A 13423-nucleotide genomic window follows, 5' to 3' on the forward strand; every position below is an offset into this window, starting at 1 on the left:
GGAGGGATTTACGGTGAACAACAAACTTTTCTTGAAGGAGTTTTCAGCAATTATAAAAAACAAAAAGCTGCTGATTCCTATTATAGCAGTAATGTTTATTCCTATTTTATACAGCGGAATGTTTCTTTGGGCATTTTGGGATCCATACGATCATTTAGATGATCTGCCTGTTGCTATCGTTAACGAGGATGCCGGTGCTGCATTTGAAGAAAATGACTTGCATCTGGGCGATGACCTTGTTGATAAATTAAAGGAAAGCAAGGACTTTAATTTTCAATTTGTTGATAAAGCGGAAGCATACAAAGATCTAAATGATCAGCAATATTATATGCTTGTTGAAATCCCTAAGGATTTTTCCAAGAATGCAACCACTCTCCTGGAAGACAATCCGCAGAAAATGAACCTGATTTACGTTCCCAATGAGAGCTACAATTTTTTATCAGCTCAAATTGGCGGAACAGCTGTAGAAAAAATTAAAGCGTCTCTGTCAGAAAAAGTGACTGAAACATATGCAGAAACAATGTTCGATAAGGTAGGGGAACTGGCAGATGGCATTGGACAGGCAAGTGATGGGGCTCTTCAAATCAGCGAAGGAGCTGCAGGTTTAAAGGATGGTTCTAAAACGCTGCATGAGAAGCTGGAGCTTTTGGCCGATAAATCCATTGAATTCAATAATGGCGTAAGCTCAGCAAGCAAAGGTTCAGAGGAAATGGCAGAAGGAGCTAAATCCCTTTCAGAAGGATTAGGCAAACTGGCTGAAGGCCAATCAGAATTAAGTAAAGCATCTGATCAGCTGGAATCTGGAAGTGAAAAGCTTTCTGCAGGTGTTACACAAACAAAGGCAGGGATTGTTACTGTAAAGGAAAAACTTCCTGTTATGATTGATGGAACCGAGCAGCTTGAAAATGGAGCGAAAACCTTATCTTCATCTCTGGAACAATGGCAAACGGAGGCACAAAAACTAAGCGGAGGCACTGCTCTTTTAGAGCAAAAGCTGCAGGGCTTTATTTCGCAGCTTCCGGATGGATCTCCTGAAAAAGCTGAGCTTCAGACTGCGCTTGCCCAGCTGAAGGCTGGATCAGCCCAGCTTGCTGAGTCAGCTGGCAAACTATCTGCGGGAGGAGCCGAATTGTCCCAAAAAATGGGGCAGCTAAATGAAGGACAGCTGCAGCTCCAGCAGGGAATAAATCAGCTTGCCCAAGGGGCATCCGAGCTGGAAACTGGTTCTCAGCAGCTAGTACAGGGCCATAAAGATTTCGGTGCTGGAATGGAAACATTTGCTCAGAAATTTGGTGAAGCACAAGCCGGAGCAGACAGGCTAGCAGGCGGTGCAGCAGATTTATCAGGCGGGCTTGGCAAACTGACCCAAGGTTCAGCTGCATTTGCAGATGGCACAAAGCAGCTTGAAGATGGCGCAGGCAAAGTAGCTGAAGGTAATACACAAATTTATGAAGGATCTTCAGAGTTAGCAAATAAATTAGCGGATGGCGCTGAAAATGCTTCATCTGTAAATGCCAGCGATAAAACTTATAATATGATGGCAAACCCGGTAGAAATAGATAATGAGAAGATTACAGAAGTTCCTAACTATGGTACAGGGTTCGCGCCTTATTTTCTGTCTCTTGGCCTTTTCGTAGGTGCTCTGCTTCTTTCTATTGTATTCCCGCTTCGGGAGCCGGCTGGCGTTCCGCGGTCAGGATTTAGCTGGTTTGCAAGCAAGTTTGGGATTCTTGCTGGAATAGGCATTATTCAGGGTCTCATTGCAGCCATGATTCTATTGCTGGGACTTGGCCTGGAAGTGCAGAGTGTACCTTTGTTTCTTCTGTTTACAATCATAACCAGCATTACTTTCATAGCGCTGATTCAATTTTTTGTCACCGTCATGGGTGATCCGGGCCGGTTTGTTGCAATAATCATATTAATTCTCCAGCTGACAACAAGTGCTGGTACTTTCCCGCTTGAGCTGATTCCTAATGCACTTCAGCCAATCAGTTCATACTTGCCTATGACCTATTCTGTTTCCGGACTAAAGGCTGTCATTTCTAGCGGAAATTTTGATTTCATGTGGGAGAATGCAGTCATTCTATTGAGTTTTGCTGCCCTGTTCATTGCAGGAACTTTTGTTTACTTTACTGCAATGCACAAGAAAAAATTTGCAGCTGCTGCAGGGCAGGCTGATTGATTATAAGCAAAAAACAAAGCCAGCCCACAGGGCTGGCTTTTAATATATTATTCTATAAATCTGTTATTCCCATGCACTTATCACACTTGTTTCCGTAGCATTCATGCTGCTCTTCGATCGACTTCCCGCATTCTGAACATTGTTTTGCCGGCAGGTTTCTGAAAAACTCCATAATGTTTTGAATCATGTTGAAGCCTCCTAATTTGTGAATTTGTTCTAAATAGTTTGATTATTTAAGTTGATTGTATTATAACAGAATTCATATGTCAACTTCTGTTTCAATACAATTTTAAAAAAGTGAAAAAATAGGCATAATCGAGTATATTGGACATAGGAAAGCTGGGTCTTTCTTGAGAGTTTGTTATAAGTCAAAGCGTAAGGTTTACGCTTTTCTAAAGTGATAAGCTATAAACTCTGAAGTTAGATAACTGTCTGGCTCCAGGCGCCAGCGCCTTTCAGGTCTAAGCCGGAAAAGGCGGGCGCCTTGCGCTTTTTTTATAAGGAGGAAACGTGATGAAGTTAACTGTTATTGGGAGCTGGGGCGGTTATCCTAAAGCAGATGAGGCCAGTTCAGGGTATTTGCTGGAGCATGAAGGGTTTCATTTGCTGATCGACTGCGGAAGCGGCGTCCTTTCAAAAATGCAGAATTTTTTTCAGCCAGAAGAATTGGATGCATTGATTATCTCCCATTACCACCCAGATCACATTGCGGATATAGGGGTTCTGCAGCATGCAAGGCTCATTCAGGGTTTTTTGGGCAGGAAAACAGATACACTCCCGATTTATGGTCATTCCCTTGATCAGCATGAATTTGCCAAATTTACATACAAGGATATCACAAAAGGAGTCTGCTATGATCCTGATGGCACTCTCTCTGCAGGGCCGTTTCAAATTCGCTTTTTAAAGACTAATCACCCTGTGACATGCTATGCAATGAGAATTGAAGCAGACGGCAAAACGCTTATTTATACGGCTGATACCTCATATAAAGAAGAGCTGGTTGCATTTAGCGAAAATGCTGATTTATTAGTTTGCGAATGCAATTTTTATGGTCATCAAAATGGAAAAAATGCAGGGCATATGACAAGCTTGGATGCTGGAACATTGGCCAGCAAAGCAAATGTCAAAAATTTGCTGCTGACTCATTTGCCTCATTATGGTGAACTTCGAAAACTGAAGGAAGAGGCTTCAACAAAATATACCGGTCCTATTTCTATTGCGGATTATCAATGGTCCCATACTTTTTGAGGAGGAAAACAGATGCTTTTTATTGACAACCAGGGAATCACAGATCCCAGAATTAACCTTGCTATTGAGGAATATGCACTAAAGAATCTTGATATTGAAGAAACCTATTTGCTTTTTTATATTAATGAACCTTCCATAATTATTGGAAAAAACCAGAATACCGTTGAAGAGATTAATACTGAATATGTCGAGAACAATGGCATCCATGTGGTCAGAAGGCTTTCTGGCGGCGGGGCTGTTTATCATGATTTAGGCAATCTCAACTTCAGCTTTATCACAAAAGATGATGGAGAAAGCTTCCATAACTTTCAAAAGTTCACCGAACCAGTTGTAGAAGCTTTGCAGAAGCTTGGTGTTAATGCTGAATTGAGCGGCCGAAATGACCTGATGGCAGAAGGCAGAAAGATATCCGGGAATGCCCAGTTTTCTACTAAAGGCAGAATGTTTAGCCATGGCACCCTCTTGTTTGATTCCGAAATAGAAAGTGTAGTTTCGGCACTAAAGGTAAAGAAAGATAAAATTGAATCGAAAGGCATTAAATCTATTCGAAGCCGGGTTGCTAATATCTCAGAGTTCCTGGATAAAAAAATCACAATTCAAGAGTTTCGCAATTTGCTGCTTAAGAATATTTTTGGTGATTTAGATGAAATTCCAGAGTACAAGCTCACAAATGATGATTGGGAAAAAATTCACCAGCTGTCCAAGGAGCGCTATCAAAACTGGGATTGGAATTATGGAAAATCTCCCAAATTTGATCTACAGCACTCGCATCGTTTCCCAGTGGGGCAAATTGATATTAGACTTAATGTCACAAAAGGGAAAATTGAGGAATGTAAAATTTACGGAGACTTCTTTGGGGTTGGCGATGTCAGCGAAATTGAAAACAAGCTTACAGGAATTCGCTATGAAAAGTCAGAGATTGAAAATGCCCTTGAAGAAGTGGACATTAAGCATTACTTCGGAAATGTGACAAAGACCGAATTTATCAACCTGATTTATTAATGCGGTCATTTATTTGAAAGCTGGCATAATGCCGGCTTTTCTTATATTTATATAAAGTCTTGCGAAAGGAAGTTTCGCTGTAAAAAAGAAATTGTGAACAATTCGCTTTCCTACTTGAATACAAAAATTTCTTTCAATATAATATATTTAGAAAATTTTTTTAATAAAAATGAATGACTATTCATTCATTGTAGGGGGAGTGTAAATGAATTTAACAGAGCAGCTGCATGAAACGGCGATCAAGATGGGCAATAAGACTGCCTATTATTTTTTGGACCAGTCCAGTACATATGCGGAGCTTGATGGTGCAGTGACCAAATTTGCGGATGGGCTCTCAAAGCTGGGAGTGAAAAAAGGAGATCATATTGCTCTTTTACTGGGGAATTCACCGCATTTTGTCATCGGCCTGCATGGAGCACTGCGGCTTGGAGCAACTGTTATACCGATCAACCCAATCTATACACCTGATGAAATTGGCTACATTGTTAATAATGGTGATGTAAAAGCGGTTGTTACGCTTGATCTATTAGTGCCTTTGATTGAGAAGATGCATCAGGCTCTTCCAAAGGTGGAGAACTTTATTATTTGTGAAACCCCGCAGGGACAGGCTTCAAAAGTCGACTCGTCTGCATTATCAGCTTTCTTAAAAATGAAATCGTTTACACAGGTGATAGCTTCAGGAGATTTGGATTTTAAAGGCCCTGAACTCGAAGAAGATGAAACAGCCGTTATCCTATATACATCCGGTACAACAGGCAAGCCAAAAGGTGCCATGCTGACACATAAAAACCTCTACAGCAATGCAAAGGATGTCAGCGACTATTTGCACATGAACGAAAATGACCGGGTTATCACTACTTTGCCGATGTTTCATGTTTTCTGTTTAACGGTTGCTCTCAATGCACCGCTGATGAATGGGGCTACTATTTTAATAGATCCAAAATTCAGCCCGAAAGAGATTTTTAGACTCGCTAAAAAATATGAACCTACTGTTTTTGCCGGCGTTCCGACCATGTACAATTTCCTTCTTCAGTATGATGATGGCAACCCGGAAGATCTGAAATCGTTAAGGCTTTGCATTTCGGGCGGTGCTGCCATGCCTGTTGCACTTCTTCATGGCTTTGAGAAAAAATTCAATGTCATTGTCTCAGAAGGATATGGTCTTTCAGAAGCTTCTCCGGTTACCTGCTTTAATCCGCTTGATAAGCCGCGAAAAGCAGGCTCGATCGGGCAATCCATTATGAACGTTGAGAATAAGGTCGTAAATGAACTGGGAGAGGAAGTTTCTGTTGGTGAAGTAGGTGAACTGATTGTACGCGGGCCCAACGTGATGAAGGGGTACTACAAGCTGCCGGAAGAAACCGCGGCTACTATTCGCGATGGCTGGCTTTATACAGGAGACCTCGCAAAAAAGGATGAGGAAGGCTACTTTTATATCGTTGACCGTAAAAAGGACCTTATTTTAGTCGGCGGATATAATGTGTATCCGCGGGAAGTAGAAGAGGTGCTCTATAATCACGAGGATGTAGTTGAAGTTGCTGTATTGGGCGTGCCTGACCCGAATCTGGGAGAAGCGGTGAGGTGCTATGCAGTAACTAAAAATCCTCAGCTGACAGAAGAATTGCTGCTTGCATACTGTGCTGAGCATCTGGCTAAATATAAAGTGCCGACATCGATCGAGTTTTTAGAGGAGCTTCCAAAGAACACAACTGGTAAAATTTTGCGGAGAGCATTGAGGAATCAGGTTCTTCAGACTAAATAGGCTTTTAAGGACAGGCATGGGATGTGTCTGTCCTTTACTTTTCTAATTTCAAATTAACAAATTTGAAAGGGTTTTCACGGAATTTATCGAATTATTAGATAGCACTGGAAAGAGGAGAGATACATATGAGTTCTATTGCAGTCGAAACAAAAGGCCATATTGCGGTCGTAACGATTAACCGCCCTGATGCATTGAATGCTTTTAATTTTGAGACCTTATCGGAGCTTCAGGAATCAGTTGAGAAACTGCGCACCAGCCCTGATGTTCGTGCCGTGATTTTTACAGGGGCTGGAGAAAAAGCATTCAGTGTGGGAGCAGATTTAAAAGAGCGCAGGACCCTATCTGAAGAACAAGTCCGCAGAAATATATATAAAATAGGTGAGGTATTCTCGCTTGTTGATCAGCTTCCGCAGCCTACTATCGCTGCTATAAACGGTTTTGCCTTCGGGGGCGGGATGGAATTGGCTCTATCCTGCGATTTCCGCATCTCAGTTTCAGGCACTTCCATGGGACTTACAGAAACAAGTTTAGCCATAATACCAGGAGCAGGCGGCACCCAAAGGCTCCCAAGATTGATTGGCCAGGCCAAAGCCCTTGAATTAATTTTGACGGCTAAAAGGCTTACTTCTGAAGAAGCGCTTGAATACGGCATCCTTACTAAAGTGACTGAAAAAGAAAATCTCTTAAATGATTGTTTTGAATTTGCCGGACAAATGCTTAATAACGGCCCGCTTGCCCTTCAGCAGGCTAAATTTGCTGTAAAGCATGGAATGGGCGTCGATCTGCAGACTGGGCTTCAGATTGAAAGGAAGGCATATGAAGTCATTATCCCAACAGAAGATAGAGTTGAAGCTCTTTCAGCCTTTGCTGAAAAAAGAAAACCTGAGTTTAAAGGGAAATAAAATGAATAAGCAAGTAATGGGACACGGCAGAATTTTGCTGTGTCTTTTCTATTAAAATAATAATTTTTAGAAAATTATTAAAAAACATCTTGAATAGTCAGGATGTTAACTATATAATTTAGTGAATAAAAGCATAAAAGCATAAAAGTGTTGAAGTGGAAAGATAGAGATAAAAGGGGGATCATCTAGTATGTTAGAGAGAATAAAATCATTTAAAGCAATAGCTGCAGCAGGTCTTATGGGAACATTGCTGCTAAGCGGCTGCGGCAGTGAAAGCACAAATGGAGATGCAGGTTCTTCTGATAAAGAAAAGGAAGAATCATTTAAAATAGGAGTTACGCAGATTGTCGAGCATCCTTCGTTAGATGCGGCACTGGAGGGCTTTAAAAAGGCATTAGAGGAATCTGGTATTGAAGCAAGCTACGATGTCCAGATTGCTCAGGGGGACCAGAATAATAATCAATCCATTGCCAATAATTTTGCCGGTGATGGAGTAGACCTGATCTTTGCCAACTCTACCCCCAGTGCATTAAGTGCACTGAATGCAACGAAGGATATACCAATTGTATTTACTTCAGTAACTGATCCAGTGGGTGCGCAATTAGTAAAATCAATGGATTCACCTGAAGGAAATATAACTGGTACAACAGATACGCATCCTGATGCGATACCCAACATGGTTAAATTTATAGATGAACAGTTTGAGGCTGGAACGGTGGGTGTTATTTACAATTCTGGAGAACAAAATTCAGAGGTGCAGATTGAAAAGGTGAAGGAAGCTCTTTCAGGTTCAGATATGAAATTGGCCGAAGCTACCGTATCCAATTCTTCTGAAGTGAAACAGGCTGCAGAATCACTTGTCGGAAAAGCAGATGCCATCTATATTATTACGGATAATACTGTCGTTTCCGCTTTGGAATCCGTCATTCAGGTTTCAAACGACAATGACATTCCGCTATTCGTAGGAGAGCTGGATTCTGTTAAACGCGGGGGCTTTGCTGCTTACGGATTTGACTATGAAGATATCGGGTATGAAGCCGGGGAAATGGCTGCAAAAATTTTAAAAGACGGCAAGAAACCCTCCGAACTTCCTGTCCAATATCCGCAGAATCTAAAGCTGGTAATCAATAAAAAGGCTGCAGAAGAAATGGGAATTGACTTAAAAGAGGAATGGAGCGATCTTGCCGAGTTTGTGGAGTAATACCAGCAAATAACCACCAGCGCTTACGCTTTTCTAATAGAAAGGGAGATTACTATGCCAACAGCGATCTTTGGTTCCATTGAGGCAGGAGCAATTTATGCCTTAATGGCATTGGGGGTTTACCTATCATTCAGAATACTGGATTTTCCCGATCTGACGGTGGATGGAAGCTTTGTAACGGGCGCATCTGTAGCAGCTGTCATGATAGTAGGAGGATACAATCCATTTTTGGCAACAATGACAGCTTTGCTTGCGGGTTTTGCAGCAGGCTGCCTTACAGGCCTTCTTCATACAAAAGGAAAAATTAATGCCCTCTTGTCCGGAATATTAATGATGATCGCATTGTACTCTATCAATCTCAGGATTATGGGCAAGTCAAATGTTCCTCTGCTGTCAGAGGAAACGGCTATCACAAAGCTTACAGCATTCTGGCAGGGGCTTGGGATTGATCAGGCTATTCAAAGCCTGTTTGGGGCACTGGGAATGGGTTTCATCCCAAAGACCTGGGGTATTCTCATTTTAATGCTAATATTAGCCTTTGCTGTGAAAGTATTGATTGATCTTTTCTTAAAGACAGATATTGGCCTGGCTATACGTGCAACAGGCGACAATGAGACGATGATCCGAAGCTTTTCGGCTGATACAGATCTTCTGAAGATAGCTGGCTTGGGCATTTCAAATGCACTGGTTGCTTTTTCTGGAGCATTAGTGGCACAGTATAACGGATTCAGTGACGTCGGAATGGGAATCGGGATGATTATCATCGGACTTGCATCCGTAATCATTGGAGAAGCAATCTTTGGTGCAAAAACAATTGTCCGAGCAACGCTGGCTGTCATCGGAGGAGCCATTTTATATCGTATTATAGTAACTCTTGCATTGAGAGTTGAATTCCTTGAAACAGGAGATATGAAGCTAATCACAGCAGTAATCGTGATTGGTGCGCTGATTCTGCCCAAGCTTATTCAGCAGCAAAAAGAAAAGCAGAGAAAGCGGCGGAGATTAGCGGAAGCGAAAAAAACTAATGCTTACGGGAAAAGTGGTGAACATCTTGCTGCAATTAAATCAGATTCATAAAGTGTTTAATGAGGGAACTCCAGACGAAAAAACAGCACTTCACAGAATCAATCTTCATTTAAAGCCAGGCGACTTCATGACGGTTATCGGCAGTAATGGAGCGGGAAAATCTACCCTTATGAATATGATTTCCGGCAAATTGATTCCTGATATGGGAGAAGTGCTGGTTGATGGCACTGATGTCACTCTTGTGAAGGAACATAAAAGATCCAGGCTGATTGGACGCGTTTTCCAGGATCCGATGGCAGGAACAGCCCCTTCCATGACGATAGAGGAAAATCTGGCCATTGCTTATTCGAGAACTATGGCGCGCGGCCTTCGCAAAGGAGTTTCCAAGAAACGCCGCGACTTTTTCCGGGAAAAGCTGGAAATGCTGCATCTTGGATTGGAAAACAGGCTTTCAGCAAAAGTCGGACTGCTGTCAGGCGGGGAGAGGCAGGCATTATCCCTGTTGATGGCGACTTTTACAGAGCCTAAAATATTGCTTTTGGACGAACATACCGCTGCCTTGGACCCGGCTCGTGCAGAATTGATTACCAGCCTTACGAAAGAGATTGTGGAAACATATAAACTTACCACATTAATGGTGACCCACAATATGCAGCAGGCGCTTGACCTGGGAAATAGGCTGATCATGATGGACAAGGGCCAGATCATTTTTGAAACAAATGAAGACCAAAAGAAAGATTTGACTGTAGAAAAACTGCTTGAAGAATTCCAAAAAATCCGCGGAGAGAAAATGAGCAGCGACAAGGCTGTATTAATCTAAAGGGATACCGGACAAAGGCTTTTGGCTTTGTCCGGCTTGTTTGTTTTGGAAATATTTTAGTGAAAAAGCATACCGCCCGCAGCGATATGCCAACTTTTTCATGGATAATACATGACTGCCTGGTAGCGAATCAGTTCGTCTCCGAGATTTTTATACGTATGCGCTTTATTTGCTGAGAATTTTATTGAATTTCCGGGGCGGACAGTGATTCGCTGGTCTCCGATCTCCATTTCAAGCGTTCCGGACATGACAGTGATATATTCTTCAACACCCTCATTATGTTTATCAGATGTATGCTGGCAGCCCGGTTCAATTTCGACTGTGAAGATCTCGAATTTCTTGCGGGGGTCAAAAGGGAACACGGGATAAACCCTGTAGTTGCCCATGCTCTCCATTATTGGAGTTAGAGTCTTCAATTCTATGAATTGGACATCTGATGGTTCCTCATGAATAAGTGAGGAAAATGAAACTTGAAGGCCGCTCGCGATTTTCCAAAGGGTGGTGACAGTCGGGTTGGATTCCCCCCGCTCAATCTGCCCCAGCATCGCCTTGCTGACCCCGGTTATTTCTGCCGCTGCATCCAGGCTGTAGCCTCTTGTTTTTCGAATATTCCTTAGGTTTTCCCCAATACTTTTTTGAATATTCTCCATTATATCCTCCAAGCTTATTGTGTAATATAACGCACGAATGTATAATATATTATATCAAAGCATCATTCTTCAATATTAAGTCTATTATAGTATAATTTTCAGGCCTAGTATTATATTTTTTAAGGCGGTGAGCATTATGGCAGAACTTGCAGTCGGCAAACCTTCCGGGGAATATAAGAAAGGGGTGCAGTCGGGTATCAGCATCGCGATAGGATATGCACCCATCGCTTTAACATTTGGGCTGCTTGCCAAAACAACTGGTCTTTCAATTGGTGAAACAGCTTTAATGAGTTTGCTTGTATTTGCCGGGGCAGCACAGTACATATCCCTGAGCCTTCTTTCATTGGGAACGGGCATATTTGAAATTGTTTTGACAACTTTTATCGTGAATATCAGGCACTTCTTAATGTCAACCTCTCTTAATGAAAAGTGGGATGATGAACAGGCTGCTAACAAGGTAATTTTATCATTTGGGATTACGGACGAAACTTTCTCAGTTGCAGCAGTACGTGAAGAAAAGGTAACAAGCGGTTATATGCTTGGGCTTATCTCGGTATCCTATGCAAGCTGGGTCATTTGCTCGGGGCTTGGGCACCTTATTGGTGCGAGCCTTCCGCAAACCTTGCAGGAAAGCATGTCTGTTGCTCTTTATGCCATGTTTGTCGGCCTTCTCGTTCCGTCGATGAAAAAGAGTGCAAAAGTTGTATTTCTTGCGATACTTGCAGCGTGTTTTAACACAATTTTCACTTTGACTAATACGCTATCGACAGGCTGGGCAATTGTACTGTCTACGCTTTTATCGGCTGTAATAGTAGAATGGATTGAAAGTGTAAAAAACAGGCACAGGGGGCAGGGGCATGAGTAGCCATATCGTGTGGATGATTGTTGGGATGGCAGCAGTTACTTATATCCCAAGGCTGCTGCCTTTTATGCTTTTTAAGGGGAAGGAGCTTCCCGGGTTTGTTCAGGGGATATTAAAGAATGTGCCGTATGCGACATTAGGGGCACTCATTTTTCCAGGCATTCTGTTTATAAATGAAGATATTTGGTTTGGGCTGCTCGGGGCAGCCGCTGCTTTTCTCGCAGCCTTTTTAGGTGCAAATGTGATTATTGTTGTATTAGGATCGATTGCTGTGTTATCTGTATATTCTTTCTTGTTTTAGAAAAGATTATTATTGATGTTCTTTAGCCGGTTCCTCCTAGAACCGGCTTTTTCAATAGAACTGCTGGAATAGGCTAATAACTTTTAATTAATGATTGTCCCACCAAAATAGTTCTAATTACAGATTTTTATACTAAACTAAATATAGAAAGGTTGTACCATAAGGGGGGATCAGATGGCGCGGAAATTAGGCTTTTACGGGGCGCTGGCCTTTTTCGTATACGGTTTATTTTTTTATTGGTATTTATTCTATTTTGCTGACAGCAGTCTGCCGTTTGAGTATGAAGGCTCACGTGCAGATCCGGAAACTTTCCTGAACGGCAGGGAACTGATGCTCAGTGAGGAATATTCTAAAATAAGAAACCTGCTGTTTTTTATTTCTACACCTTTTGAATGGATTTTCTATTTATTCATTCTTTTATTTGGTTTATCGAAGGCTTTTAAGAAGTGGGCTGAGCAGACTGCGCCTTATAAATTCCTGCAAACGGCGATCTATTTGATTTGGCTTTCTTTTTTCGCGTTTATGGCCACGATGCCATTAAGCTATATCAGCTTTTCACTTTCAAAAACGTATAATATCTCAACTCAGAGCTTCAGCGGATGGATGAAGGATGAGCTCATTGATTTTTGGGTTAATTATGGAATGATGGTTCTAATTGTGTCTGTACTGTACTGGCTGATTAATAAGAGCAGGAAGAGATGGTGGCTTTATGCCTGGCTATTGTCTGTTCCATTTACCTTATTTATGATGTTCCTGCAGCCGGTTGTCATTGACCCTCTGTATAATGATTTCTATCCTTTGAAAAACAAGGAACTTGAAACAAAAATTCTTGATTTGGCCAGTCAGGCTAAAATACCGGCGGAACATGTCTTTGAAGTCGATATGGCAGAGAAAACAAATGCGCTGAATGCATATGTGACAGGTATCGGATCAAATTCAAGAATTGTTCTATGGGATACAACACTGAATAAATTAACTGAAGATCAGATCCTTTTTATTATGGCACATGAAATGGCCCACTACGTGGAAAAGCATATATACATCGGAATTGGCGGTTACTTGCTGCTTTCCCTGCTGGGACTTTATTTGACAGCCAAATTAATGGAGAAAGCAGTCGATAAATGGGGAAGGGCGCTAAAAATTCCTGCGGTAAATGATATTCGGTCCCTGCCGCTGTTTTTGATGATTCTTTCGATGCTGCTCTTTATTTCAAGCCCTTTATCCAATCTTGTTTCACGGTATCAGGAAACAAGGGCAGACCATTATGCCATCGAAATGACGAAGGACTCAAAAGCAGCAATAGGAACATTTCAGGAGCTGACACGTGCCGGTTTAAGCCAGGTTAATCCGCCGCTTCTCGTAAAAATATTCCGGTATGGACATCCAACCATGCTGGAGCGTATTTCCATGCTTGAAGAATTTGAAGTGGAACAGAGGCAAAAAGAACGGGAGCAGGCGGCAGACTGA

General features: G+C 42.0%; 13 protein-coding genes. 11 read left to right on the forward strand and 2 right to left on the reverse strand.

All coding sequences use genetic code 11. From position 1 onward, the window contains the following. Window positions 1-13: 13 nt before the first annotated feature. Window positions 14-2182 (forward strand): YhgE/Pip domain-containing protein, encoded by a 2169-nt coding sequence (locus tag IRB79_RS08080; protein ID WP_243507985.1) that lies wholly within the window; start codon window positions 14-16, stop codon window positions 2180-2182. A gap of 52 nt (window positions 2183-2234) precedes the next feature. On the opposite strand, the gene yhfH is transcribed toward IRB79_RS08080, so the two are convergent. Next, on the reverse strand, window positions 2235-2369 hold the full coding sequence (yhfH, locus tag IRB79_RS08085; RefSeq protein WP_009331400.1) for a protein YhfH: 135 nt from the start codon (window positions 2367-2369) through the stop codon (window positions 2235-2237). Window positions 2370-2695: 326 nt separating this feature from the next. Between yhfH and IRB79_RS08090 the strand changes: the two genes are divergently transcribed. The 7 genes from IRB79_RS08090 (at window position 2696) to IRB79_RS08120 (ending at window position 10143) form a co-directional block, all read left to right on the forward strand. Next, window positions 2696-3430, forward strand: a complete 735-nt coding sequence (locus IRB79_RS08090) for an MBL fold metallo-hydrolase (protein WP_243507987.1) — start codon at window positions 2696-2698, stop codon at window positions 3428-3430. A gap of 12 nt (window positions 3431-3442) precedes the next feature. After that, window positions 3443-4432 (forward strand): lipoate--protein ligase, encoded by a 990-nt coding sequence (locus IRB79_RS08095; protein WP_243507989.1) that lies wholly within the window; start codon window positions 3443-3445, stop codon window positions 4430-4432. Window positions 4433-4637: 205 nt separating this feature from the next. Continuing rightward, window positions 4638-6194 (forward strand): fatty acid--CoA ligase family protein, encoded by a 1557-nt coding sequence (locus IRB79_RS08100; RefSeq protein WP_243507991.1) that lies wholly within the window; start codon window positions 4638-4640, stop codon window positions 6192-6194. A 125-nt stretch (window positions 6195-6319) separates the two neighbouring features. After that, window positions 6320-7096: an enoyl-CoA hydratase-related protein gene (locus IRB79_RS08105; RefSeq protein WP_243507993.1), complete on the forward strand. Its 777-nt coding sequence runs from the start codon at window positions 6320-6322 to the stop codon at window positions 7094-7096. A gap of 190 nt (window positions 7097-7286) precedes the next feature. Next, a complete protein-coding gene (locus tag IRB79_RS08110) occupies window positions 7287-8297 on the forward strand; it encodes an ABC transporter substrate-binding protein (protein ID WP_243507995.1) in 1011 nt (336 codons plus the stop codon). A 54-nt stretch (window positions 8298-8351) separates the two neighbouring features. Continuing rightward, the gene (locus IRB79_RS08115; RefSeq protein ID WP_243507997.1) at window positions 8352-9374 is read left to right on the forward strand and encodes an ABC transporter permease; all 1023 of its coding nucleotides are present in this window, start codon (window positions 8352-8354) and stop codon (window positions 9372-9374) included. Continuing rightward, on the forward strand, window positions 9349-10143 hold the full coding sequence (locus tag IRB79_RS08120; RefSeq protein WP_243507999.1) for an ABC transporter ATP-binding protein: 795 nt from the start codon (window positions 9349-9351) through the stop codon (window positions 10141-10143). Before IRB79_RS08115 ends, IRB79_RS08120 begins: the two co-directional genes overlap by 26 nt. Window positions 10144-10241: 98 nt before the next feature. On the opposite strand, the gene IRB79_RS08125 is transcribed toward IRB79_RS08120, so the two are convergent. Further along, window positions 10242-10793 carry a helix-turn-helix domain-containing protein gene (locus tag IRB79_RS08125; protein WP_243508001.1) on the reverse strand — a complete coding sequence of 184 codons (552 nt, stop codon included), beginning with the start codon at window positions 10791-10793 and terminating at the stop codon, window positions 10242-10244. Window positions 10794-10929: 136 nt separating this feature from the next. On the opposite strand from IRB79_RS08125, the gene IRB79_RS08130 reads away from it, so the two are divergent. The 3 genes from IRB79_RS08130 (at window position 10930) to IRB79_RS08140 (ending at window position 13423) form a co-directional block, all read left to right on the forward strand. Further along, window positions 10930-11658 (forward strand): AzlC family ABC transporter permease, encoded by a 729-nt coding sequence (locus tag IRB79_RS08130; protein ID WP_243508003.1) that lies wholly within the window; start codon window positions 10930-10932, stop codon window positions 11656-11658. Beyond that, on the forward strand, window positions 11651-11956 hold the full coding sequence (locus tag IRB79_RS08135) for an AzlD domain-containing protein (RefSeq protein ID WP_243508005.1): 306 nt from the start codon (window positions 11651-11653) through the stop codon (window positions 11954-11956). The genes IRB79_RS08130 and IRB79_RS08135 overlap by 8 nt, the downstream gene beginning before the upstream one ends. A 174-nt stretch (window positions 11957-12130) precedes the next feature. After that, window positions 12131-13423: a M48 family metallopeptidase gene (locus IRB79_RS08140; protein ID WP_243508006.1), complete on the forward strand. Its 1293-nt coding sequence runs from the start codon at window positions 12131-12133 to the stop codon at window positions 13421-13423.

This window comes from Cytobacillus oceanisediminis (genome assembly GCF_022811925.1).
GTDB classification, from domain to species: Bacteria; Bacillota; Bacilli; order Bacillales; family Cytobacillaceae; genus Cytobacillus; species Cytobacillus oceanisediminis_D.

Coding starts and splice junctions, on each gene's coding strand:
- IRB79_RS08140 (WP_243508006.1), top strand. CDS start 12,131: ATGGCGCGGAAATTAGGCTTTTACGGGGCGCTGGCCTTTTTCGTATAC.
- IRB79_RS08125 (WP_243508001.1), bottom strand. CDS start 10,793: ATGGAGAATATTCAAAAAAGTATTGGGGAAAACCTAAGGAATATTCGA.
- IRB79_RS08105 (WP_243507993.1), top strand. CDS start 6,320: ATGAGTTCTATTGCAGTCGAAACAAAAGGCCATATTGCGGTCGTAACG.
- IRB79_RS08115 (WP_243507997.1), top strand. CDS start 8,352: ATGCCAACAGCGATCTTTGGTTCCATTGAGGCAGGAGCAATTTATGCC.
- IRB79_RS08110 (WP_243507995.1), top strand. CDS start 7,287: ATGTTAGAGAGAATAAAATCATTTAAAGCAATAGCTGCAGCAGGTCTT.
- IRB79_RS08095 (WP_243507989.1), top strand. CDS start 3,443: ATGCTTTTTATTGACAACCAGGGAATCACAGATCCCAGAATTAACCTT.
- yhfH (WP_009331400.1), bottom strand. CDS start 2,369: ATGATTCAAAACATTATGGAGTTTTTCAGAAACCTGCCGGCAAAACAA.
- IRB79_RS08100 (WP_243507991.1), top strand. CDS start 4,638: ATGAATTTAACAGAGCAGCTGCATGAAACGGCGATCAAGATGGGCAAT.
- IRB79_RS08135 (WP_243508005.1), top strand. CDS start 11,651: ATGAGTAGCCATATCGTGTGGATGATTGTTGGGATGGCAGCAGTTACT.
- IRB79_RS08130 (WP_243508003.1), top strand. CDS start 10,930: ATGGCAGAACTTGCAGTCGGCAAACCTTCCGGGGAATATAAGAAAGGG.
- IRB79_RS08090 (WP_243507987.1), top strand. CDS start 2,696: ATGAAGTTAACTGTTATTGGGAGCTGGGGCGGTTATCCTAAAGCAGAT.